The 23,166-nt window shown below is 60.2% G+C and carries 19 protein-coding genes; 5 read left to right on the top strand and 14 right to left on the bottom strand.

Annotation, left to right across the window (positions count from 1 at the left end; all coding sequences use genetic code 11):
• Positions 1-25 precede the first annotated feature (25 nt).
• Positions 26-1,711: a chloride channel protein gene (locus tag AC2FPW_RS10830; protein WP_496813661.1), complete on the top strand. Its 1,686-nt coding sequence runs from the start codon at positions 26-28 to the stop codon at positions 1,709-1,711.
• A gap of 59 nt (positions 1,712-1,770) precedes the next feature.
• Here AC2FPW_RS10830 and AC2FPW_RS10825 read toward each other — a convergent pair whose 3' ends face one another.
• The 4 genes from AC2FPW_RS10825 to cobS all read right to left on the bottom strand — a co-directional run bounded on the left by AC2FPW_RS10825 (position 1,771) and on the right by cobS (position 7,034).
• Complete coding sequence (locus AC2FPW_RS10825) at positions 1,771-2,112, bottom strand: DUF427 domain-containing protein (protein WP_267363889.1); 342 nt, start codon at positions 2,110-2,112, stop codon at positions 1,771-1,773.
• Positions 2,113-2,175: 63 nt separating this feature from the next.
• Complete coding sequence (locus tag AC2FPW_RS10820; RefSeq protein ID WP_496813660.1) at positions 2,176-3,966, bottom strand: aminopeptidase P family protein; 1,791 nt, start codon at positions 3,964-3,966, stop codon at positions 2,176-2,178.
• Positions 3,967-4,047: 81 nt separating this feature from the next.
• Entirely contained in the window at positions 4,048-5,925 is a 1,878-nt protein-coding gene (gene cobT, locus AC2FPW_RS10815; protein ID WP_496813658.1) for a cobaltochelatase subunit CobT, read from the bottom strand.
• Positions 5,926-6,047: 122 nt separating this feature from the next.
• Entirely contained in the window at positions 6,048-7,034 is a 987-nt protein-coding gene (gene cobS / locus AC2FPW_RS10810) for a cobaltochelatase subunit CobS (protein WP_209504507.1), read from the bottom strand.
• Positions 7,035-7,481: 447 nt separating this feature from the next.
• On the opposite strand from cobS, the gene AC2FPW_RS10805 reads away from it, so the two are divergent.
• A complete protein-coding gene (locus tag AC2FPW_RS10805; RefSeq protein WP_496813657.1) occupies positions 7,482-8,372 on the top strand; it encodes a Hint domain-containing protein in 891 nt (296 codons plus the stop codon).
• Positions 8,373-8,529: 157 nt separating this feature from the next.
• Here the strand turns inward: AC2FPW_RS10805 and AC2FPW_RS10800 are convergent, their stop codons facing one another.
• From AC2FPW_RS10800 to AC2FPW_RS10790, 3 genes are all read right to left on the bottom strand, one after another.
• Positions 8,530-9,318 carry a hypothetical protein gene (locus AC2FPW_RS10800; protein ID WP_480899036.1) on the bottom strand — a complete coding sequence of 263 codons (789 nt, stop codon included), beginning with the start codon at positions 9,316-9,318 and terminating at the stop codon, positions 8,530-8,532.
• A 101-nt stretch (positions 9,319-9,419) separates the two neighbouring features.
• On the bottom strand, positions 9,420-9,968 hold the full coding sequence (locus AC2FPW_RS10795; RefSeq protein ID WP_267365904.1) for an NYN domain-containing protein: 549 nt from the start codon (positions 9,966-9,968) through the stop codon (positions 9,420-9,422).
• Between the two features lie 132 nt (positions 9,969-10,100).
• Complete coding sequence (locus AC2FPW_RS10790; RefSeq protein ID WP_267365905.1) at positions 10,101-10,727, bottom strand: DnaJ domain-containing protein; 627 nt, start codon at positions 10,725-10,727, stop codon at positions 10,101-10,103.
• A gap of 106 nt (positions 10,728-10,833) precedes the next feature.
• Here AC2FPW_RS10790 and AC2FPW_RS10785 point away from each other — a divergent pair, with 106 nt between their 5' ends.
• Complete coding sequence (locus tag AC2FPW_RS10785) at positions 10,834-11,088, top strand: BolA family protein (RefSeq protein WP_209597754.1); 255 nt, start codon at positions 10,834-10,836, stop codon at positions 11,086-11,088.
• A gap of 9 nt (positions 11,089-11,097) precedes the next feature.
• Here AC2FPW_RS10785 and AC2FPW_RS10780 read toward each other — a convergent pair whose 3' ends face one another.
• From AC2FPW_RS10780 to pepN, 7 genes are all read right to left on the bottom strand, one after another.
• The gene (locus AC2FPW_RS10780) at positions 11,098-12,174 is read right to left on the bottom strand and encodes a PLP-dependent cysteine synthase family protein (RefSeq protein ID WP_496813656.1); all 1,077 of its coding nucleotides are present in this window, start codon (positions 12,172-12,174) and stop codon (positions 11,098-11,100) included.
• A 161-nt stretch (positions 12,175-12,335) separates the two neighbouring features.
• Complete coding sequence (locus AC2FPW_RS10775; protein WP_496813654.1) at positions 12,336-12,767, bottom strand: DUF4177 domain-containing protein; 432 nt, start codon at positions 12,765-12,767, stop codon at positions 12,336-12,338.
• A gap of 80 nt (positions 12,768-12,847) precedes the next feature.
• A complete protein-coding gene (gene pepT / locus AC2FPW_RS10770) occupies positions 12,848-14,104 on the bottom strand; it encodes a peptidase T (RefSeq protein WP_496813653.1) in 1,257 nt (418 codons plus the stop codon).
• Positions 14,105-14,251: 147 nt separating this feature from the next.
• Entirely contained in the window at positions 14,252-15,763 is a 1,512-nt protein-coding gene (gene gatB, locus AC2FPW_RS10765; protein ID WP_496813652.1) for an Asp-tRNA(Asn)/Glu-tRNA(Gln) amidotransferase subunit GatB, read from the bottom strand.
• 81 nt (positions 15,764-15,844) lie between these two features.
• A complete protein-coding gene (locus tag AC2FPW_RS10760) occupies positions 15,845-17,104 on the bottom strand; it encodes a hypothetical protein (RefSeq protein ID WP_496813651.1) in 1,260 nt (419 codons plus the stop codon).
• Positions 17,105-17,233: 129 nt separating this feature from the next.
• On the bottom strand, positions 17,234-17,662 hold the full coding sequence (locus tag AC2FPW_RS10755; protein WP_496813650.1) for a hypothetical protein: 429 nt from the start codon (positions 17,660-17,662) through the stop codon (positions 17,234-17,236).
• A complete protein-coding gene (gene pepN / locus AC2FPW_RS10750; protein WP_496813648.1) occupies positions 17,659-20,211 on the bottom strand; it encodes an aminopeptidase N in 2,553 nt (850 codons plus the stop codon). Before pepN ends, AC2FPW_RS10755 begins: the two co-directional genes overlap by 4 nt.
• A gap of 207 nt (positions 20,212-20,418) precedes the next feature.
• Here pepN and AC2FPW_RS10745 point away from each other — a divergent pair, with 207 nt between their 5' ends.
• Both AC2FPW_RS10745 and AC2FPW_RS10740 read left to right on the top strand, forming a co-directional pair.
• Positions 20,419-22,554, top strand: coding sequence for a malate synthase G (locus AC2FPW_RS10745; RefSeq protein ID WP_496813647.1), 2,136 nt, complete (start codon positions 20,419-20,421; stop codon positions 22,552-22,554).
• Positions 22,555-22,611: 57 nt separating this feature from the next.
• On the top strand, positions 22,612-23,037 hold the full coding sequence (locus tag AC2FPW_RS10740) for a GlcG/HbpS family heme-binding protein (RefSeq protein WP_480481817.1): 426 nt from the start codon (positions 22,612-22,614) through the stop codon (positions 23,035-23,037).
• Positions 23,038-23,166: the final 129 nt, after the last annotated feature.

Genomic DNA, 23,166 nt, shown 5'->3' with positions numbered 1-23,166 from the left:
GTTACGTGATGATCCCCGAGGGCCAATGACCCAGTCGACCCGCACCGTTCTGCGCAACCAGTTCAATCAGGCTCTGGCCGCGATCAAGGATGCGTGGCGGGTAATGCTGCGCCGGGGACCAAGCCAGATCCAGTTCTGGTTCATCGCGCTGGTCATCGGTATTGCCGCCGGTTTCATGGCGCTTGGGTTCCGCAAGGCCATCCGCGCGTTGCAGGCCTATCTCTACGACACCGACGACGTTCTGCTGCTGCACAGCCATGCCGAGAAACTGCCGTGGTTCATGGTCCTGATCATCCCGATCATCGGTGGGCTGGTCGTGGGCGTGATCCTGAACCGGTTCACCAATGACGGGCGCGTCAGGTCCGTCGCAGATGTGATCGAAGGATCCGCCATCACCGACGGGCGGGTCGAGGTCAAGGCCGGAATTGCCTCGTTCTTTGCCTCGCTGATCACGCTCAGTTCGGGCGGGTCAACGGGCCGCGAAGGCCCCGTAGTGCATATGGCAGGGGTCATCTCCACCTGGGTCAGCAACCGCATCCATGCCGACGGGATCACGGGCCGCGACCTGCTGGGCTGTGCTGTCGCCGCCGCCGTATCAGCCAGCTTCAACGCCCCCATCGCCGGGGCCCTGTTCGCGCTCGAGGTCGTGCTGCGCCACTTCGCCGTGCATGCCTTTGCCCCGATCGTCATCGCCTCGGTCGCCGGAACGGTGATCAACCGGTTGGAATATGGCGACGTTACCGAGTTCACGCTGGAAACGCCCGGATCGCTGCAATTCTATGTCGAACTTCCCGCCTTCCTGATCCTCGGCCTGATCTGCGGCTTTGTCGCGCTGCTGCTTATGCGGTCGATCTTCTTTGCTGAAGATATCGGCAGCCATATCCAGAACCGCTTGTCCATTCCGGGCTGGCTGCGCCCGGCCGTGTCCGGCGCGATGCTGGGGCTGATGGCGATTTGGTTCCCGCATATCATCGGTGTCGGCTACCAAACCACGATCCGCGCCCTGACCGGTGATCTGGTGCTGACTACCGCGATCCTGTTTGCGGTGACCAAGACAGTGGCTGTGGCGATCACCATGGGCGGGCGCATGGGGGGCGGGGTGTTTTCACCGTCCCTGATGATCGGCGCGCTGACCGGGCTGGCGTTCGGACTGATCGCCACTGGGCTGCTGCCGGATGTGTCCGGCACGCATACGCTTTATGCCTTTGCCGGAATGGGCGCGGTGGCTGCTGCCGTTCTGGGTGCCCCGATCTCGACCACTCTGATCGTCTTTGAACTGACCGGAGACTGGCAGATCGGCCTTGCCGTGATGGTGACTGTATCCATATCCACCGCATTGGCGTCGCGCCTTGTGGACCGGTCGTTCTTCCTGACCCAGCTGGAACGCCGCGATGTCCACCTGGCCGCCGGGCCGCAGGCTTATCTGCTGGCGATGCTGCGCGCCGGGGCGGTGATGCGCCCCATCGGGGATGACCGCTCAATCACCGCGGACGAGGCGCGCGCCCTGATCGAACAGGGCCTGTGCATTCAGGCCAGCGCCACGCTTGAGGCCGCGATGCTCTATTTCGACCGCGACGACATACCCTGCATTCCGGTTATCGTTCTGGAACAGGACGGGTCCGAGACACCCGTCGGCGCGCTCTACCATGTCGACGCGCTCAAGGCGTACAACCGGGCCCTTGCAGCCACCGCGGCCGAGGAACATTCATAAGGCTCCCGCGACCGGGACAAGCGTTCCCAAAGCCTCCGCTGAAACCCTGTCCGGCACCTCTAGATCTGCTCCACCTTCACCGAGTCTACCGGATAAAACGCCAGATATCCCTTGATCTCGGCCACGGCGGAAATCGGGTCCTCATAGCTCCAGACCGCGTTTTCGGTCACCGAGGATTTGTTGACGATGGAAAAATGCGTCGCGTCACCCTTGCCGGCGCAATGCGTCACCTTGTCGGTCTGGTCCAGAAACGCCATCGCAACATCGCCGCGCGGAAAGTAAATCACCGGAGCTTTGTCGCCTTCGTGCAGTTCCAGCGCGTTGCTCGTTTCGCCCAGAATCGCACCGCCCGAACGGACAGTCCATTTGCCCGGTGCTTTTTGGATCGTGATCTCAGTCATCTCTGGTCCTTCCGTCGACGTATTGGGGCCTCTCCTCTGCCCGTTCTATGTAACAGGCGGGTGTCAGATCGGCGCAGTTGCGGCATCCAACCACAGTTGCGCGTCATGTCCCAGCCTTGGGCGGATTTTTTCCGCGACGTCGCGATGATAGGCGTTCAGCCAGCCGCGCTCGTCAGGCGTCAACATATCCACCATGATCAGCCTGCGGTCAATTGGCACAAATGTCAGGGTACGCCAGCACAGCATCGCGCGTTCCGCATCGCCACCGGGCAGGGCCGGGGCTTCTTCCACAACCACAAGGTTTTCGATGCGGATGCCAAAGGCACCTTCGCGGTAATATCCCGGCTCATTCGACAGGATCATGCCGGGTTGCAGCGGGACATGGCTGACCTTCGACAGGCGCTGAGGCCCCTCATGCACGCTCAGATAGGCCCCGACGCCGTGTCCGACACCATGGTTGAAATCCTGCCCCGCCGCCCATAGCGGCGTGCGGGCCACGCATTCGATGTCGCGCCCGGCCAGCCCTGCGGGCCAGCGCAGCATCGACATGGCAATCATGCCCTTCAGCACGCGGGTGAAGCAGGTCTTTTCCTCCGCCCCGACAGAGCCGATGGCAAGCGTCCGCGTGATATCGGTGGTGCCATCCAGATATTGTCCGCCACTGTCCAGCACCAGCAGATGACCGTCCTGCAACCGGCTGTCGGTCTCGTCCGTCACGCGGTAATGCATGATCGCGCCGTTCGGACCCGTCCCGGCAATGGTATCGAACGAGATATCCTGCAACACATTGTCCCTGCGGCGGTTTTCTTCCAGCCGCGTGACCACCTGCGTCTCGGACAGGCTGCCGGGGGGCTGTGCGTCCAGCCAGCACAGGGTTTCGACCACCGCCACCGCATCGCGCAAATGCGCCTCGGCGCTGCCCGCGATTTCGGCCGGGTTCTTGCAGGCCTTGGGCAGGGCACAGGGGTCGCCGCCATCCACCATGGCATCACCCAACGCGTCCGCCACGATCTGCGGCACCGTGCTCAGGTCCACCTGTACCGCACCGTCCAGCGCTGCCACCGCGTCCAGAAACTCCGCAGGTTGGCGCACCGTTACCTTCGGGTCCAGATGATCCTGCACCTCCAACAGTTTCGCCGCAGCCATGAACAGATCGACCCGGCCATCGTCATGCAGGATCGCAAACCCGTGGGCCACCGGATTATAGGCGATATCCGACCCCCGAATGTTCAGCAGCCACATGATCGAATCCGGCAATGTAATCACCGCAGCCTTTCGCCCGGCCTGCCGCAGGTCTGCGGCCAGTCGGGTAATCTTGCTGTCAGCGGTTTCGCCTGCAAACTCGATCGGATGCACCTTGACCGCCTGCATCGGCGGTTCAGGCTGGTCCGCCCAAATGCGGTCCACCAGATTGCCGCAGCGCACCAGTTCGATACCTGTGCCCTCAAGCTCGCCAAGCGTGGACGAGATTTGCCCTGCCGCGTGCAACCACGGATCAAAGCCCACCTTACCACCACCGGGCAACTGCTCCTTCAGCCATGCACTCAGGCTGATGTCAGGCCACGGCACCGGCGTGAACACATCCGCAACCTGCGCCTTGACCTGCGTGCGATACCGCCCGTCGATGAACACACCGGCCATGCCGGTCAGCGCAGCACAGAACCCGGCCGATCCCGTAAATCCGGTCAACCAGGCCAGACGCTCATCCCGCGGGGCCACATACTCGCCCTGATGCGCATCCGCGCGAGGGATCAGAAACCCGTCCAACCCTTCGCGCGCCAGCTCCGCGCGCAACGCAGCCAGACGCGGCGGCCCCTGCTCGGGCCGCGCGGTCACCTCAAAGGACTGGAACATGCTACACCTCCCTCAGCCGGGCGGTCGATATCGCCGCCTTTTCATCTTTTGGGAAATACTCCCGCCGGAGGCAAGGCCAGCCTAGCTGACCTTCTTCATCCCCATCACCCGTGCCCGCGCGCGCGGATCACTGTCGAACAGGGCCGCCAGTTGTTCCGTCATCGCACCGGCCAGCTGTTCCACATCGGTGATCGTCACCGCACGGTCGTAATACCGGGTCACATCATGACCGATGCCAATCGCCAGCAGCTCGACCATCTTGCGCTTCTCCACCATGGCAATCACATCGCGCAGGTGCTTTTCCAGATAGTTGGCGGGGTTCACGCTCAGGGTTGAATCATCAACCGGAGCCCCATCCGAAATCACCATCAGAATCTTGCGCTGCTCGCGCCGCGCGATCATCCGGCGATGCGCCCATTCCAGCGCCTCACCGTCGATGTTTTCCTTCAGCAGGCCCTCTTTCATCATCAGGCCCAGATTGGGCCGCGCCCGCCGCCACGGCGCATCGGCGCCCTTGTAGATGATGTGGCGCAGGTCGTTCAGACGGCCAGGTTGCTGCGGGCGGCCATCGTTCAGCCATGCCTCGCGCGCCTGACCGCCTTTCCACGCCCGCGTGGTAAAGCCCAATATCTCGACCTTCACATTGCAGCGTTCCAGCGTCCGCGCCAGAACATCGGCGCAGATGGCGGCGATCGAAATCGGACGCCCCCGCATCGACCCCGAATTGTCCAGCAGCAGCGTGACAACCGTATCGCGGAACTCGGTATCCTTCTCGACCTTGAAACTCAGCGGAGTGGTGGGGTTCGCGACCACTCGTGCCAATCGGCCCGCGTCCAGAATGCCTTCCTCGCGGTCGAATTCCCAGCTGCGGTTCTGTTGCGCCTGCAACCGACGTTGCAGCTTGTTGGCCAAACGGCTCACCGCGCCTTTCAGCGGTTCAAGCTGCTGATCCAGATAGGCCCGCAGACGTTCCAGCTCGGCCGGTTCCGCCAAATCCTCAGCGGCAATCTCTTCATCATGCGTGCTCAGATAGACTTTGTAATCCGGGTCGGCCTCGGATGCGGGCGGTGGGGCAGGCGGCTCCAGCGGCGCTTCGCCATCAGGCATCTCGGCCTCGTCACCCAGCTCATCCTCGGCCATCTCATCCATCGAGACCTGCGCCTGAGATTGATCCTGCTGCTCTTCCTGCGTCTGCTCAGGCGTCGCATCCGCGTCCTGCTCGTCCTGATCATCCTGACCGGTGCTGTCGGGATCGGGTTGTTCCTCGGCGTCGTCCTCGGCCTGATCCTCCTGCTCGTCGTCCAACTCGTCGGGGTCATCACCCAGCTGGTCGCCATAGCCCAGATCCTTGATCATCTGGCGCGCGAACTTGGCAAACTCCGCCTGATCCGACAGCACGTCATCAAGGTTCTCCAACACGCCACCGGCCTGTTCCTCGATGAACCCGCGCCACAGGTTCATGATATTCTCGGCCGCAGGCGGCAGATCGCGCCCGGTGGCCAGATGCCGGATCAGATATCCCGCCGCCACCGACAAGGGCGCATCGGCAGGCTGCTTGCACTGGTCATATCCGCGCCGGATCGCCTCATGCCCGATCTTGACGTCGATATTGCTGGCAGTGCCGGGCATGTCCCGCGCGCCCATCGCCTCGCAGCGCGCCGTTTCCATCGCCTCGTACAAGTCCCGCGCCATATCCCCCGGAGGCGCATAGCGCGCATGGGTTGCGTCATCATGATACCGGCGCTGCAACGCCAAAGCGTCCGCCGTGCCGCGCGCAAGCAGAACCTCTTCCCGCGTCATACGCCGAGACACCTGCGGCAGCCGCATCGACTCGCCCGACAGGCCCGATGGATCGACGGTATAAGTTACCGACAGCTCAGGATCATCAGCCATGACCTTGGTGGCCTCGGCCAAGGCCTTCTTGAAGGGATCGGCAGGGTTGTCGTTCTTCTGTGCCATGTCCTTAAGCCCTCATCAAAGTGACCTGCCCGGCGCGGAAAACTGTAACGGATCCGACTTCATCTGGCCAAAAAATATCCCCGCCGGAGGCATTGCGCCCGGAACGGGCGCAATACGGGCGCTTAGCCCAAGCTCGCACTCGCGGCGCTTTCCGGCAGCTCTTCATCAAAGCAGCGCTGATAGAACTCGGCCACGGTCTGACGTTCCAACTCGTCGCATTTGTTCAGGAACGACAGGCGGAAAGCATAGCCCACGTTGCGGAAGATCTCGGCATTCTGCGCCCAGTTGATCACGGTTCGCGGGCTCATGACGGTGGACAGATCGCCATTCATAAAGGCGGTCCGGGTCAGGTCGGCCACGGTGACCATCTGGCTGACGGTCTTGCGCCCCTCGGCGGTGTTGTAATGCGGCGCCTTCGACAGCACGATCATCGTCTCGGCGTCATGGCTCAGATAGTTCAGGGTCGAGACCAGCGACCAGCGGTCCATCTGCGCCTGGTTGATCTGCTGCGTGCCGTGGTACAGCCCCGTGGTATCGCCCAGACCCACGGTGTTTGCGGTGGCAAACAGGCGGAAACACGGGTTCGGCGTGATGATCTCATTCTGGTCCAGCAGGGTCAGCTTGCCATCATGTTCCAGCACCCGCTGGATCACGAACATCACGTCGGCACGGCCCGCGTCATATTCGTCGAACACGATGGCGACGGGGTTGCGCAGGGCCCAGGGCAGGATGCCCTCGTGGAACTCGGTCACCTGCTTGCCGTCGCGCAGCTTGATTGCGTCCTTGCCGATCAGGTCGATCCGGCTGATGTGGCTGTCCAGGTTCACGCGCACGGCGGGCCAGTTCAGGCGGGCGGCGACCTGCTCGATATGGGTCGATTTGCCGGTGCCGTGATAGCCCTGAATCATCACCCGGCGATTATGGGCAAAGCCCGCCAGGATCGCCAACGTTGTCTCGGGGTCAAACTTGTAGGTCGGGTCGATGACGGGCACACGGTCGGTGGCTTCGGCAAATCCTTTGACCTTCATATCCGTCTCAATGCCAAATACGTCACGGACCGAGATATCTTCGGTGGGTTTTGCGTTTACATCGATCGATCCGTCAGCCATTCGCCTTGTCCTTATCCTTTGGCCCGTATTGCCGGGTTTGAACCCGTGTGTGGTGCAACATATTGCGGGCAAGGGCAAGGGAAAGCCGCCCGCTCGGAAAGGTGAGCAGGTTTTTCTTTCAAACTGGCCCTATTGACGCGCGGGTGATCCTCAACTGCGACGGGTACAAGACACAGATCACGCTGCGTTCCTCAATGACAGCGCGGCCTGATCGGATGCAGATGCCGAACCATGTGTCCGAAATGCTGCATGCAGGTGGGCATTCGGCAAACTATATGTTGTGGAAAGTGACCTTATCAGACATATAAAATGGTCTTATGGGGCGTTTTATAAGTGATCGGGTGTTGGTGAAACGGGAATGCCGGGTGCGGCTCCGTCTGCAATGTTGCTCTGGGTCGAGTGATCAGCAGGCGTCGATATCTGCCAGCATGGCCTTGGTGAAGCCCGGTGGCATTTAGCGTTCTTCTCCATACGGCCAAGAAAACGGGCCAGGACAGCCTGATTGTCCAGGACACGACACAATCCGCGATCATCAGCGGGTCGATGGTGTCGTTTGACGGGGGCGCGACCTTCCAGCCCTACACCTATCTTGGTCAGGGAAACTATCGCGGAACCGGACAAACCGGAGAGTTCATTCAGGTCGGCGGACAGATTTACGCCTGGGATGCCAATAACCCAACCGGTCCGATGACCACGGGCAACTGGAAGATCACCCCGAATGATCTGAACCCGACCGATCCGCCCTGTTTTGTTTCGGGCACCCTGATCGAAACGGATTGCGGCCCGCGCCCGGTCGAGGATTTGGCTGTGGGCGACCGGGTTTGCGTAGCCGGTGGGACCACGCTGCCCATCGAATGGATCGGCAAACGAACACTCAGCGCGCAAATCCTGCGCATCCGGCCCCAATACAACCCGGTTTGCATCCGGCGCGATGCGTTGGGCAAGGGTCTTCCCGACAGGGATCTTTACCTTTCTCCGCAACACCGGGTTGTGCTGGGGGGCTGGCGGGCCGAGCTTTATTTTGGCGCACCAAACGTGTTCTGCGCGGCCATTCATCTGGTCAACGATGATACCATCCGGCAGGTGACGACGGACGAGGCGGTGACATACCACCATATCGCCTGCGCCGAACATGTGATCCTCACCTCGCACGGTCTGCAAAGCGAAAGCCTGTTTCCGGGCGACATGGCGCTGAAATCGCTGCACCGCGACGATGTCGAGGAACTGCGCGCGCTCTTTCCGGGGTTGCTTTCAGACGCAGGGCCGCCCCCCCAAACGCGCCTAAGCTGCCTGACCGGGCGCGAGGCACGCGCGTTGCGAGACGTGTTCGCAGATTAGTCCAGCGTTGCGGAAATCGTGGCGCTACTGATAGGCGCGCGTACCCGGACGATACCTCGCTGTTGGACGCTATGGTGCAGTAGTTGCCAATCAGGGACCAATCAAACATGGATTGACGTCTTCATCCGCCGGGGATCACACCGGCATGGCACAGGTTTCAAGACCCGCTCATCCCACCCATTGCCCAATCGGCATGGGTCTCGATAACACTGGCCACGGACAGTGCCTTTTCCGCGATATCCTCCGGAGTGTCCTCGGCGAACGCGATGCGGGTCATCCTGTCGTGCATCGCTTCCGAGGTGTAAAACTCAAAGGCCCGCGTATTGCCGGGGCTGTTCCAGAATGCGGTAATCCAGATCGAGTCCCGCCCCGGAATACAATATGCACACCAATCGCGCCACAGACGCAGCACCAATTCGGTATCCGGGCTTGCGGCGACCTGTTCGAACAGCGACTCCAGCGGCCATCCTGCCAGGGCGAACATGCAAAGCGTATCGTCCAGACAGCCGCGTTCCCGTGCTATCTCGCGTTTCAGATATGCACGCTGGAACCGGTCCAGAACCTGCCATTCCTCGGGTGACCAGTTCTCTGGGTTGCCGGTTTCAAACCGGTTCAGGCTCACCTCCAGCCCAACGCTGGCGGGGTCTTCGTCCATGGCCAGAATCTCAAGGATCCGGGGCAGCAGGTACCCCCATGTGTCGCGGGCTATCCCCGCAGGATCACAAGCGGCAAAGAACCAGTCCTGGACGTAATGCAGGGGAAGCTCGGCAATGGGCGGTGTAAAGAAATCCGCCTCAATATCGGCGTCCATGCAGCAGCCTTCGCAAACTTCGATACTGGTCGGCTTTGGATAGGCGAAAACCCTGTAGGCTTCGCTGACGATGTCAGAAAACGGATGATCCGGCGGGATCTTGGCTTTTGGCGGTTTCTGCTCTTTGCGTGCCACGGTGCTTGCATCCAACACGGTTATTTCGGGGCAGGGGCCCGTCGGTATCACTCCTGAACGCTACGAAACCGGGATCGTTGCGTAAAGCTGTGGACGCGTGGTCAAAGCGAAAACCAAAGCTCGTCCTTGCGAAAACCACCTTTCACAAGGCGATCCGCTTTCAACACATCCGGAAACTCGTCCTCCCAGTCGCGGAACCTGTCATTTGTCACGATACGCGCCCTGCTGTCCCGCGCCGCCTGCAAGATCAGCGGATCTGCCGGCGTGCCTTTGGGCGCAACCATGACCCGCTTGGCCCGCAAGCCCAGGGCGCGGCTCAGCGCCCGGTCGTTCATGTATTCCCCTTCGACCTTGTACCCGACATTCGCGTCGAACACGACGCCCGGTTTGAACCCGGCTTGCTTCAGGCTGGCCAGAACCTGCCGCAACGTCGCCAGATCCGGGGCGCCGTCTTTCCAATGCATCACGTTCGAACCGTCCACGATGATCCACGTGTTGGCCCTGCGCCAGTCGAACCATGCCCGGATCAGAAGGATCGTACTGGCGAACACACAAAGCAGGGACAAAAGGAACAGCCAGTCCATCTCGGTTGGATAGAACTGCGCCACGACCAGCCCGCAAAGCGAGGCAAGCAACAGTAAGAAAGGCATACGCACAGTGGATGCTCCGGGAAAAGCTCTGGTTCTATTCCCTGCCACTATCGCGGGAATTGAAACAGGTTTCCAGACAGCATCCTCACAATCGTTTCAAACTGTGTAAACAACTGGCGATTGAAGGCGGCCTTACTTGAAATTCCGGCTGTCCTTGATCTGGTCCCAGGCCCAGACGACCTCTTGCAACTGCTCTTCCTGCGACCGGTCGCCGCCGTTCATGTCCGGGTGCAGCACCTTGATCAGCTTCTTGTACGCCTTGCGCACTTCGGTCTTGGACCAGCTGTCATTGGCCTCCAGAATCTCGATTGCACGGCGTTCGGTGGGGGGCAGGCGACGTCCACCACCACCCGAGGTGCGCCCCTTGTTCTGCGTGCTGTTGGCGCCCAGAACCTGATGCGGGTCCTCAATGCCCAGACGGGCCCAGGCGCGCGCCTCCGGGTCTCCCATCGGCTTGGTCTCACGTTCCCAAACCTTGTCCTTCGAGCGCTGCGCGTTCAGCTCGGCCTCGGTGGTGCCGTCGAAGAAATTCCACTTCTGGTTATACTCGCGCACGTGCTGCTGGCAGAACCAGAAATAGTCATCCAGCACATCCGGTGCCTTGGGGGCGCGGAACTTGCCCGGCTCGTCACACCCGTCGTGATCGCAGATCCGGACCGAGGTTTCGGACGCGCCCGACATGCCCCGGCGCCCACGCGGGTTCTTTTTCTTGGCGCTGGAAACGGACATATCGAATCCGAAGGGGTCTGATTTCGCCATGCTCTATCCTCACGAACGCATCTTTTCGACTCGGAGGCAGCAGTTTAGTCTAAGCAGCCGAAAGTAGAAGAGGGGGGCGGCAAAAATTTTGCCGCTGAGCAAAAAAATGAGCGTGACCGACGAAATCCGAACCCGCCTGCAAGCCGCCTTTGACCCGCATGAACTTGACGTGATCGACGACAGCGAAAGCCATCGCGGCCATGCAGGCCACAGGGAAGGCGGCGAAAGCCATTTCAACGTCCGCATCCGCGCCGCCGCATTCGCCGGTCAATCCCGTGTCGCCCGCCACCGGGCCGTGCACAAGGCGCTGGGCGACATCGTACCCCGCATCCACGCGCTGGCGCTGGATATTGGAACCTGACGCTGCGCCCTATTCTGCGCTCATCTGCGCGGATGGGGTCGAGGCCGAGATCGCATATTCCTCATCCGTCATGACGTCTTCGACCCCTTCGAACAGAGGCGTCGACAGGTAACGCTCGCCCGTATCCGGCAGCATCACCAGCATGACCGATCCCGGCGCTGCGGTTTCGGCCAGTTTCATCGCCACCGCAAAGGTCGACCCGCCCGAGATCCCGGTGAATATCCCCTCTTCCGAGGCAAGGCGGCGCGACCACTCAATCCCTTGCGGCCCCGGAATAGGGACCAGCTGGTCGTAATAGGAGTTGTCGATGGCTTCCTGAAGGACCCAAGGAATGAAATCCGGTGTCCAACCCTGAATCGGGTGCGGCTCGAAATTGGGGTGGCTTTCGGTGGGCTGGTGATCGTCGTTGCGCGTATTCACATAGCCTGACGACACGATGGCGGCATTAGCCGGTTCGGTCAGGATGATTTTCGTATCGGGCCGCTCTTTGCGCAACATGCGTGACACTCCGGCGACCGTGCCACCGGTGCCATAGCCCGTCACCCAGTAATCCAGCTGCTTGCCTTCGAAATCCGCAAGGATTTCCCGCGCGGTCGTATTCTCGTGAATATCGGCATTGGCGGCAGTCTCGAACTGGCTGGCCAGAAACCACCCGTTTTCCTCGGCCAGTTCCTTGGCCTTGGTATACATGCCGAACCCCTTTTGTGCCTTGGGGGTCAGAACAACCTTCGCGCCCAGAAAGCGCATCAGCTTGCGCCGCTCGACCGAAAAGCTTTCGGCCATCGTCACGACCAGCGGATATCCCTTGGCCGCACAGACCATGGCAAGCCCGATCCCAGTGTTGCCCGACGTCGCCTCGACAACCGTCTGGCCGGGTTTCAGCCGCCCATCCCGTTCTGCCGCCTCAATGATATTCAGCGCCAGCCTGTCCTTGACCGACCCCGCCGGATTGAACGCTTCGAACTTCACATAAACGGTCACATGCTCCGGCGCGATCCGGTTGATCCGGATACAGGGCGTGTCGCCGACTGTATCAAGGATGCTGTCATACAGGCGTGCCCGCCCCTGTGTCTGCCGAATACCCATTTCAAAGTCCCTCCCGGTTGTCCGGTTAACATGCCACAGATTTCGCTGGGTTGATAAGCACATATCGCGCCCGCAGCGCCAAACCTGCCCGCGGGCGGGCTGCTCAAACTGCGGTGCACACCGTGTTGCAGGTGTAACCGCACGTCAAACCCTGATCCGTCTCAGGCGTCTTTCTTGTCGCCCGCGGTGTCAGTGTCCTGGTCAACCTGGTCCCGGCTTTTCAACGACAAAGGCGGCTCATTCGCGTCTTCCGAAATTGGTTTCGGCGCGGCCACCACACCGGGGCCGGGGATCGGTTGGGCCAACGGGGTGTCGTCAAACTCGGGTACGTCTCCGATCACCGACGCATCGACTTCCTCGGCCACGACCCGCCGAAACACCAGCACATTGCGCCAGTTTGTGGTCGATCCGGTCAGGCCCGAGCGTTCCTCGCTGGGCAGCAGCTCGGCGCGCTGGTATTCCCAGCCGTCCTGCGCCATCTGGTTCAGAACCTGTTCGACCGAGACCGCAAAGCGGCCCTCGGCCGTTTTCACGCCCTTGGCTTTCACGCCCTTTAGCGGCGCGGGGACGACCTTGTACTCAAAAAGCTGCATCAAGTGTTCCTAAATACCTGTTCACGCCAACTTACCACGCTGACCCCCGGGTGAAAGAGCCGTCGCCCGACCGGCGGTTTTCAGCCCTGATTATTGCCGCCAGCCTGTGCCGCCTTGGTCACAACCGACAGGCACAGCTCGGTCGCCACTGCCATGTCCTGTACCGAAATCCACTCCAGCGGCCCGTGAATGCACTGCATTCCGGTGAACAGGTTGGGGCAGGGGGTGCCGAACTCGGTCAGGCGCGACCCGTCGGTGCCGCCGCGGATCGGGACCGACAGCGGCTCGATCCCCAACTCGCGGCAGGCGTCGCGCGCCAGATTAACCGGTGTCATGTCTTTTTCCAGCCAATAGCGCATGTTCCGGTATTGGTGGCTGATGTCGCAGGTGATGGTCGCGCGCGGTTCCGTGGCCTGCACCGCGGCACAGACCTGCCGTACGATGTCACGTTGCGCCTCAAGGCCCTCCATCTCGAAATCGCGCAGGATCAGCTTGATTTCCATCTCGGACGATCCGCCGCTCATGTCGGTGACATGGATGAACCCGTCTCGGCCATCTGTTGTTTCGGGTGTCATGGTGGCCTGCGGCAAGGTCTGCACGATCTTCGCCGCCAGATGGGCTGCGTTCACCATCTTGTCCTTGGCCAGTCCGGGATGGATCGATACCCCCTCGATCCGGATCACGGCGCGGTCGGCCGAAAAGCTTTCATATTCGATCTCGCCTACTTCGGCACCGTCCAGAGTATAGGCGAAATCCGCCTCCAGATCCTTGGGCAGCTGTTCGGTAACGCCGCGCCCGATTTCTTCATCCGGGGTAAAGGCAATGCGGATAGGGCCGTGCGGGATATCCGGGTTTTCGATCAGATGCCGCGCCATGGTCATCAGGATCGACACCCCGGCCTTGTCATCCGCGCCCAGCAGGGTGGTACCCGACGCCGTGATCAGATCATGTCCGATCTTTTCGGCCAGATAGGGGTTCTCGTCCGGGGACAGCACCAGATCCGGGTCGTCCGGAAAGGAAATGTCGCCACCGTTATACCCCTTGATCACCCGCGGCTTGACGCCCGTTGCATTGAACTGGGGGGCCGTATCCACATGCGCCAGAAAGCCTACCGTCGGGCCGGGTGCGGTGCCGAGGATGGTCGCGACGACCACGCTGTCACCTGTCAGCGTCACATCGCTGGCGCCGATCTCGGTCAGTTCCTGCTTCAGCAGGTTCAGCATGTCGAACTGTATCTGTGTGCTCGGCGTGGTCGCCGAGGTCTCGTCGCTCTGACTGTCGATCGCCGCGTAACGCACCAGCCGATCTTCGAGTTCCTGATCAAATCTGTTCTGCATGATACCTCACCTCTCTGGGTCGGAAGAAAGGGTGCAATCACAGGCGAAGTCAAGCCGATGAGCTGACCCCATTTCTTAAGAAATCGTGGAAATCTGATTGTACAAACCTGACAATTGCCACTGGCAGGCTTGTACAAAATGTAAGGTTCAGGAACTCAGCTTCTTGCTGACCAAATCGTTAACGGCCTTCGGGTTGGCCTTGCCGCCGGTCGCTTTCATCACCTGACCCACGAACCACCCCGCCAGTTTCGGGTTCACCTTGGCCTTCTCGACCTGCGCCGGATTGGCCGCGATGATCTCGTCCAAAGCGGCCTCGATCGCGCCGGTGTCGGTGACCTGTTTCATTCCGCGATCCTCGACGATCTGCGCCGGGTCACCGCCTTCTGTATAGACGATTTCAAACAGGTCCTTGGCGATCTTGCCCGAGATGGCATCAGAGGAAATCAGGTCGATGATCCCACCCAGCTGCACCGGAGAAACCGGCGACTCCGTGATGTCGTGGTCTTCTTTTTTCAGACGTCCGAACAGCTCGTTGATCACCCAGTTCGCGGCCAGTTTGCCATTGCGGCCCTGCGCGACCTCTTCGAAATAGGCCGCCGATTCCACTTCGGCAGTCAGCACCGAAGCGTCATAGTCGGTCAGGCCGAACTCACTGATAAAGCGCGCTTTTTTGTCGTCAGGCAGCTCTGGCAGATGGGCGGCGATATCGTCCACCCATGCCTGTTCGATCTCCAGCGGCAGCAGGTCGGGATCGGGGAAATAGCGGTAATCATGCGCTTCTTCCTTGGACCGCATCGACCGGGTTTCGCCCTTGTCCGGATCATACAGGCGGGTTTCCTGCTCGACCTTGCCACCGGCTTCGACGATGGCGATCTGGCGGCGGGCCTCGACCTCAATGGCCTGCTGGATGAACCGCATCGAGTTCATGTTCTTGATCTCGCAACGGGTGCCCAGATGCGAAAAGTTCTGTGTTTCCTGATACTTCTCATAAGCACCCGGCAAACAGATCGAGACGTTCACGTCCGCCCGCAGGTTGCCGTTCTGCATGTTGCCGTCGCAGGTGCCCAGATAGCGCATGATCTGGCGCAGCTTGGCGATATACGCCGCAGCCTCTTCCGGCCCGCGAATATCAGGGCGGCTGACGATCTCCATCAGGCAGACACCGGTCCGGTTCAGATCGACAAAGGACATGTGCGGGTCCATGTCGTGGATCGATTTGCCAGCGTCCTGCTCCATGTGGATACGTTCAATCCGCACCATGCGCGCAGTGCCGTCACCCATCTCGACCAGAACCTCGCCTTCGCCCACAATGGGATGATAAAGCTGGGAAATCTGGTAACCTTGCGGCAGGTCAGGGTAGAAATAGTTCTTGCGGTCAAAGGCCGATTTCAGGTTGATATCCGCCTTCAGGCCCAGCCCGGTGCGCACCGCCTGTTCCACGCAGAACTCGTTGATCACCGGCAGCATTCCCGGCATCGCCGCATCCACAAAAGCCACGTTCGAGTTCGGCTCGGCCCCGAATTTGGTGGACGCGCCCGAGAACAGCTTGGCGTTGGATGAGACCTGCGCATGCACCTCCATCCCGATCACCAGTTCCCAATCGTGCTTGGCCCCGGCAATGGTTTTGGGTTTGGGCATTTCGTATGTCAGGTCGAGCATGGCGCGCCTCATTTCCGCAGAAGTCTAAGCCTGCGTATTAGGCCCGGCAGGGCCTAGGGGCAAGGGGGAATCCTGAAGCGTTCAGTTCTTGGAAAACTGCAGACCGGACGATGTAAAGGTTACATCCTTGCCGCTGCGCAGTTCATCCCGGAACAAATCCGAGATAGCGCGCAGCGCGTCGCGCTGACCGCGCGCAGCAAACCGCTCGGGCGAGTTGATGCGGACCGAGTTGTTGAACCCGTTGGCGGCATGGGCCCAGATCAGGGGGTGAAGCTCGGTCAGGTGATCGCGGATCAGCCAGTTTGCGGTGTCGCGCATCTGAGCGCGGACATTGTCTGCCTTTTCGTTCAGCCCGTGACCATTCTGAATGGTGATTGCACAATAGGCCGACAACATATTGATCATCTGCTGGTCAGGGCGCAGACCTACGATATCGCGCAATCCTTCAAGGAAATATTCGACATCGACCTGTGCGCAGGCCTCTTCGTCCAAAGCGATGGCATCGAATTGCACCCACGTATATCCACCAGCGCCCCAGATATCCTGTGTCCGGACGGCATTGCGCAAGGCCTGCAATTCCAGTTCCGCGTAGCTGCCGAACCACCGGGGCAATAGATGGCTGCCCATCGCGCGCATGTGACGCTGATTGCGCGGATCCAGCGTGATCAGACGCTCGTACTCATCGGCAACGCGGGCGTTTGATTTGCGCTGCCCGGCCAACAGGGCACAACCAGCGGCCGCAATCAGAGGGCTGTCCGGTGCACCCGCCTTGCACTTGGGCAGGATCGCAGCGGCCCGGTCGAAATGAGCGGCACAGCGCGAACGGTGCAAGGGTGGAAGGGCCGTGTCCGTGGCGTTCCCGCGCCAGGCCCAGGCCAGGTCGATATGGGCCAGCGCCACAACGGCAGCGATCATCGGATCACCAGGATTGTCTGACAACTCGCCTTCCAGTTCCGAAATACCACCCAGCAAATCGTAATCGGATATGGCCTTGCCGTCCGACAGTGCATGTTCCGCAGCCAGAACCACGTCAGATCTGGCCCCGAACGCCAAAAGATCGGCAATCGGCATACCATCTGATACGGCGGCACGATCCTGATCCGCTGCACGCATTTCATCGGACAACTCGGTCCAGCGATCCTGTCTGGCCAGATAGCGCCCATGTTCGATTGTAGAATGTCCAATCAGATTGTCGCAATTCGACGTTGCAACAGGAATGTTGAGCTGCCCATGTTCAGGCAGGGCAGCGGCCAGCGCAGATTTCGTTGCGCACAGATCTTCTGAGGCGTCCGTGGGATTGGATATGGGCTGGGCAAACAGCGCCCTTAACGACCGAAACATGGTAAAACTCAAAACTGTAAAAACACTTAACTGAGTCTGAAGTCTGGCGAGGTATCAGGCTCAATTCAAGTAATTTGCTTAATAAACTTTGTTTTTTGTGTCCAATGCGCCCTTAGATCACGCAGTGTTTCAGAAAACAGTGAAATGATGACGGTTTACGCGAAAACCTGCCTGTTTCAGAATGGTTTCCAGATCCCGATGCGGCGGCAGAGACTCATCTGGCAGCCGGATTCGTTTCTCGGATTTCAGGACGATGGATACGCGAACGGAAAAGTCCCACCGGGTGTCAAATCGGAAATGGTCGATATCTCGCATCGGGATATCTCCCTTACGATTGCCCGTGAACCAGCGCACCGCATCCCGGTCCAGATGCACGCCAGCGCTGGTATTCTGGATCACGTCCCAGATTGCGGGGAGAGTGGCAAGAGACAGCAGGCCAACAACCCACCAAGCCGCGTCGAACAGGATGACCAGCGCCAGCAGGGCCGCGTAGACACTGGCCAGAATGACCAGTGTTCGTGTGTTCCGGTTGCGGCGGGTAAAGCTGTAGGGTGTCATGCGCCGAGGATGCGGGATACCATTTCCGTCGTGTCGCGCGACAGGTTCGGTGTTTCTGCAATACGAGAAAGCTGCGCGCGCATCTGGCCCTGACGCCCGGTGTCGTACCGTTTCCAGGTCTGAAAAGCTGAACACATCCGTGCCGTGGTTTGCGGGTTCACAGGATCAAGGCGGATCAGCCAATCGGCCAGCAGGCTGTACCCGGCACCATCCGGCTGGTGGAACCCTGCGTGGTTCATCGCCAAGGCCCCCATGACAGCGCGGAACCGGTTCGGGTTCTTCCAGTTGAAATCGGGATGCCCGGTCAATGCCTTCGCCGTTTCCGGTGTCGCCTCGGGTGCGGCCATGGTCACCTGCAAGCCAAACCATTTGTCCATGACCAGCCGGTCATGATGCCATTGGTCACAGAAGGCGGTCAGCTGGGCCTCGCCCTTGCGGGCACGCAACAGGCAGGACAGGGCTGTCAGTTGCAGGGTCATGTTATCCGCTTTGGTATACACAGCGGCCGCCATTGCCCCTCCGTCCAGACGAGAGGTCAGCGCCAATGCCGCGCTGCCAAGGGCGCGTTTGCCGGATTGCTCGGCATCCGGGCTGTAGGGGCCATCCACCAACGCCTCGCTGTGCAGTCGGGGCAGCAGATCCTGCACGTGCTGTGCTGTGGCCTGCCGCAGCGTTTCGACCGCTGACCAGATTGCCATCGGATCGGGCGTCTGGCCGCGTTCATGCAACGCCGCAGCCAGTTCGGATTGCGTCGGCAGCCCAAGCATCAAGGCGCGATAGGCCGGGTCCAGCGTGTCGTCGCGCAGCACGGCCAGCAGCCCGTCAAGGTAATCGGCGTCCGGGGTTGCCTCGTCCAAGATCATCCGCAGCAAGGTGTTTTGCGCCAGCGATCTGCCAGCCTGCCAGCGGTTGAACGGATCTGTGTCATGCGCCAGCAGAAACGCGCGTTCGGCGTTTGAATGATCGTGTTCCAGAATGACCGGTGCCGAGAAATCGCGCAGGATCGAAGCTGTGGGCCTTGTCGCAAGCCCGGTGAACTGAAAACTCTGCTCGGCCTCTGTCAGTTCCAGCACTTCAGTCGCGCGGACCTCATCCCCGTTTGACCCCAGCAGGCCAACGGCGACCGGGATCACCTGGGGCAGTTTCTCTGCCTGACCCGGTGTGGGATCGGTGCGCTGTTTCAGGGTCAGGGTAAAGGTCCCGTCGGCCCAATCTTCAGATACGGCCAAACGCGGCGTGCCCGACTGGCTGTACCAGCGTTTGAACTGGGTCAGGTCGCGGCCTGTGGTGTCTTCGAACACTTTCAGCCAATCCTCGATCGTGCAAGCTTGCCCGTCATGGCGGTCAAAATAGAGGTCCAGCGCCTTTGCATAGGCCTCATCCCCGACCAGCCGTTTTAGCATGCCAATGATTTCGGCACCTTTTTCGTAAACGGTGGCCGTGTAGAAATTGTTGATTTCCTGAAAGCTTTCGGGCCGGACCGGGTGCGAGAGCGGGCCGTTATCCTCGGGGAATTGCCGCGCGCGCAGGTCGATGGCGTCGTGAATGCGTTTCACAGGGCCCGAGCGCATGTCGGATGTGAACTGTGCATCGCGGAAGACGGTCAGACCTTCTTTCAGACACAGCTGGAACCAGTCGCGGCAGGTGATGCGGTTGCCTGTCCAGTTGTGGAAATACTCATGCGCGATGATCGCCTCGATCCGTTCGAAATTGGCATCGGTCGAGGTTTCAGGACTGGCCAGAACAGCCGAAGAGTTAAAGATGTTCAGCCCCTTGTTTTCCATCGCGCCCATGTTGAAGTCATCGACGGCGACGATGTTGAAGACGTCCAGATCATATTCCCGGCCATAGACATCTTCGTCCCATTTCATGGACTTCTTCAGCGCCTCCATACCGAAGGCGCACTTGCCTTCATCCCCCGGTCGCACCCACAGGTTCAACTCAACATCCCGGCCTGATCTGGTAGTGAACTGATCGGGATGGGCCACAAGTTCCCCAGCGACAAGCGCAAACAGATAGGCAGGCTTGGGCCACGGGTCGGTCCATTCGGCCCATCCTTCGCCCTTGCCCGAGGGGTTGCCGTTCGACAGAAGAACCGGCAGGTCGCCATTGATACGCACGGTAAAGGTGGACATGACATCGGGGCGATCCGGATAATATGTGATCTTGCGGAAACCTTCCGCCTCGCACTGGGTGCAATACATGCCGTTCGACATATAAAGCCCCTCCAACGCCGTGTTGTTGCCCGGATCGATCTCAACTTCGGCTTCCCAGAGGAACGGGGTGTCGGGAACATGGACGGTCAGGCCCTTGTCCGTGACATCAGGCGAAACTTCGGTTCCGTTGATGGACGCGCGGATCAGGTTCAGATCCTCGCCGTGCAGAAAAAAGGTGCGGTCGGTCGCGTCGGGGTTTGGACGAAACGCGATACGCGACTTGACCCGTGTGGCATGTGCAGACAGATCGAAGGTCAGGTGCACGCTGTCCAGCAGATAACCAAACGGAGTGTAGTCTTTCAGGAAGATCGTGGTGGGGGCAGCGTCGCGCATGGGGGCCTCGCATCGGTTCGTGTCTGGCGCGACGTTAGGGGCATCGTTCCAGAGCTGCAACTGGCCCCCGCCATTCCCTTGATGTTTTTGAAACAGCTTCCGTTCGATCCGAATAACCCAAACGCTAAGTCGAAAGTTGCCTATCGGAAACTTTCGGCCTAAGTCACTTACGCATACAATGGCACACAATCGCAGGAGAGCAGGAAGATGAGTGGCAGACAAACCCTGAGCGGGCTGCAGATCGATCCAATACTGGCAGAGTTTATCGAGACGCAGGCATTGCCGGGTACGGGTGTGTCGGCACAGGATTTCTGGGCGGGTCTGGCGCGACTGGTGTCTGAACTGGGGCCGAAGAACCGCGCGCTTCTGGCCAAGCGGGCCGAGATACAAGGGCGCATCGATGGCTGGCATATTGCGCGCAAGGGTCAGAGCAATGATCCCACTGACTATCAGGCTTTTCTAAAGGAAATTGGTTATCTGGTCGAGGAAGGCGACGGGTTTCAGATCGACACGACGCATGTCGACCCCGAGATTGCGCTGACGCCGGGTCCGCAGCTGGTTGTGCCGATCACCAACGCGCGCTTTGCGCTGAACGCGGCGAATGCGCGATGGGGCAGCCTGTATGATGCGCTTTATGGCACCGATGCGATAGGCGATCTGCCAACAGGTGGTGGGTATGATGCGGCGCGCGGTGCACGGGTGATTGCATGGGCGAAAGCCTTTCTGGATGACGCCGTGCCTCTGGCTGGTGGGTCTTGGGTCGACGTGTCGGGACTGCATGTCGAAGAAGGTGTTCTTTCCCCAGCACTGGCAAACCCTGCTCAATTTGCTGGTTTCGGTGGCGCGGCAGACAAGCCGGATTTTGTGCTTCTGAAAAACAATGGCCTGCATATTCAGATCATGATCGATCCGACTGGCGCTATCGGTGCCACTGATCGCGCAGGTATCGCCGATGTCCGGCTGGAATCCGCCCTTTCAACGATTATGGACTGCGAGGACTCGGTCGCTTGTGTTGATGCGGCAGACAAGGTCGTGGCCTATGGCAACTGGCTGGGCCTGATGAAGGGCGATCTGACCGAAGACGTCACCAAGGGCGACACCAAATTTACCCGCAAACTGGCAGAAGATCTGACCTTCACCACACCGACGGGTGAGCAGGCGACCCTGAAAGGTCGTTCGCTGATGCTGGTGCGGAATGTCGGCCACTTGATGACGAACCCGGCCGTTCTGGACGCCGAAGGGCGCGAGATTGGCGAAGGGCTGATGGACGCGCTCTGCACCACTCTGATCGCAATGCATGACCTGCAACGGGATGGGGGTAACTCGGTCGAAGGGTCGGTCTACGTGGTGAAGCCCAAGATGCACGGTCCGGAAGAGGTTGCCTTTGCGGTCGAGATTTTCGACATGGTCGAAGACATCCTTGGCCTGCCGCGCAACACCGTGAAGCTGGGGATCATGGATGAGGAACGCCGCACGTCGGTGAACCTGAAAGAGTGCATTCGCGCCGCAAAATCGCGCGTGGCTTTCATCAATACCGGTTTTCTGGATCGCACTGGCGATGAAATTCACACTTCGATGGAGGCTGGGCCGATGCTGCCCAAGGGCGACATCAAGAACACGCCCTGGATTGCGTCTTATGAAGACCGCAACGTCGATATCGGTTTGGCCTGCGGCCTGAAAGGCAAGGCGCAGATCGGCAAAGGCATGTGGGCGATGCCGGACCGGATGGGCGATATGCTGGAGCAAAAGATTAGCCATCCGCAATCTGGCGCCACCTGCGCCTGGGTGCCGTCGCCTACAGCTGCAACGCTGCACGCCACACATTACCACAAGGTCAACGTACTGGCCCGTCAGGACGAGATCGCAGCGGCGGGTGCCCGAGGTACGCTTGACGATTTGCTGACCATTCCTCTGCTGGGGGGCCGCAATCTTGGCGAGGCGGAAATCTCCCGCGAGGTCGAGAATAATGCACAAGGCATTCTGGGCTATGTCGTGCGTTGGGTCGATCAGGGCGTGGGATGCTCCAAAGTCCCCGACATCAACGACATCGGGTTGATGGAAGACCGTGCGACCTGCCGGATTTCGTCTCAGGCGCTGGCCAACTGGTTGCATCACGGCATTGTCGACGAAGCGCAGGTGATGGCTGCGATGCAGAAAATGGCGGCTGTCGTGGATCGCCAGAATGCAAGTGATCCGGGTTATGTCCCGATGGCGCCGGGCTTTAACGGAATTGCATTTCAGGCGGCTTGTGACCTTGTGTTCAAAGGCCGTGTGCAGCCCTCGGGCTACACCGAGCCGGTCCTGCACGCGCGCCGTCTGGAATTGAAGGCGGCCACAGCGTAATACAAAGGGGGCGATCCGCCCCCTTTCTTCTTTCGACATGCAGACACAGGAATGCACATGGAAGTTTCCCTTCGCAAAGCCCGCACCATTATCCGCAAAGCGCTTGAGAAAGGCCGCGAGATGGAGCTGAAGCCACTTTCGGTGGTTGTTCTGGACGCAGGCGGCCACGTCATCGCGTTCGAGCGTGAGGATGATGCAGCACCGGGCCGCTTTGCGATCGCGCATGGCAAGGCATATGGCTCTGTCATGCTGGGCATGGCGGGCACGGCACAGATGCAACGGGCCGAGGCGCAAGCCTACTTTATGGCGGCGGTAAACGGAGTGTATGGCGGGCAGGTCGTACCAGTTCCGGGCGGGGTCCTGCTGCGGGGTCGAAAAGGGGACGTGATCGGTGCCGTAGGGGTGACCGGCGACACGTCAGAAAACGATGCTGCCGTTGCGATGGCGGGAATTGAGGCCGCCGGGTTGGACGGCGAGATTTAAGTCCGACCATTGAGAGCAGCTCCGTCAAAGCAATGACTTGGCGCATGTTTCCGACTTGAAGTTTTAGGCGGGGAAAACGAGCCGTGACTTGACTGATCGCGGGGGGGTATTTGTGCACCCCTGAACACG

The sequence above is a fragment of the Ruegeria sp. SATB027 genome (genome assembly GCF_059613825.1).
The sequence above is the reverse complement of the archived record's forward strand: the minus strand, read 5'-3'. Positions and strand labels throughout refer to the sequence as shown.

What these genes read in the sequence shown, in the direction of transcription:
- AC2FPW_RS10830 (WP_496813661.1), top strand. Translation starts at nt 26, where the DNA reads ATGACCCAGTCGACCCGCACCGTTCTGCGCAACCAGTTCAATCAGGCT.
- AC2FPW_RS10825 (WP_267363889.1), bottom strand. Translation starts at nt 2,112, where the DNA reads ATGACTGAGATCACGATCCAAAAAGCACCGGGCAAATGGACTGTCCGT.
- AC2FPW_RS10820 (WP_496813660.1), bottom strand. Translation starts at nt 3,966, where the DNA reads ATGTTCCAGTCCTTTGAGGTGACCGCGCGGCCCGAGCAGGGGCCGCCG.
- cobT (WP_496813658.1), bottom strand. Translation starts at nt 5,925, where the DNA reads ATGGCACAGAAGAACGACAACCCTGCCGATCCCTTCAAGAAGGCCTTG.
- cobS (WP_209504507.1), bottom strand. Translation starts at nt 7,034, where the DNA reads ATGGCTGACGGATCGATCGATGTAAACGCAAAACCCACCGAAGATATC.
- AC2FPW_RS10795 (WP_267365904.1), bottom strand. Translation starts at nt 9,968, where the DNA reads ATGCCTTTCTTACTGTTGCTTGCCTCGCTTTGCGGGCTGGTCGTGGCG.
- AC2FPW_RS10790 (WP_267365905.1), bottom strand. Translation starts at nt 10,727, where the DNA reads ATGGCGAAATCAGACCCCTTCGGATTCGATATGTCCGTTTCCAGCGCC.
- AC2FPW_RS10785 (WP_209597754.1), top strand. Translation starts at nt 10,834, where the DNA reads ATGAGCGTGACCGACGAAATCCGAACCCGCCTGCAAGCCGCCTTTGAC.
- AC2FPW_RS10780 (WP_496813656.1), bottom strand. Translation starts at nt 12,174, where the DNA reads ATGGGTATTCGGCAGACACAGGGGCGGGCACGCCTGTATGACAGCATC.
- AC2FPW_RS10775 (WP_496813654.1), bottom strand. Translation starts at nt 12,767, where the DNA reads ATGCAGCTTTTTGAGTACAAGGTCGTCCCCGCGCCGCTAAAGGGCGTG.
- pepT (WP_496813653.1), bottom strand. Translation starts at nt 14,104, where the DNA reads ATGCAGAACAGATTTGATCAGGAACTCGAAGATCGGCTGGTGCGTTAC.
- gatB (WP_496813652.1), bottom strand. Translation starts at nt 15,763, where the DNA reads ATGCTCGACCTGACATACGAAATGCCCAAACCCAAAACCATTGCCGGG.
- AC2FPW_RS10760 (WP_496813651.1), bottom strand. Translation starts at nt 17,104, where the DNA reads ATGTTTCGGTCGTTAAGGGCGCTGTTTGCCCAGCCCATATCCAATCCC.
- AC2FPW_RS10755 (WP_496813650.1), bottom strand. Translation starts at nt 17,662, where the DNA reads ATGACACCCTACAGCTTTACCCGCCGCAACCGGAACACACGAACACTG.
- pepN (WP_496813648.1), bottom strand. Translation starts at nt 20,211, where the DNA reads ATGCGCGACGCTGCCCCCACCACGATCTTCCTGAAAGACTACACTCCG.
- AC2FPW_RS10745 (WP_496813647.1), top strand. Translation starts at nt 20,419, where the DNA reads ATGAGTGGCAGACAAACCCTGAGCGGGCTGCAGATCGATCCAATACTG.
- AC2FPW_RS10740 (WP_480481817.1), top strand. Translation starts at nt 22,612, where the DNA reads ATGGAAGTTTCCCTTCGCAAAGCCCGCACCATTATCCGCAAAGCGCTT.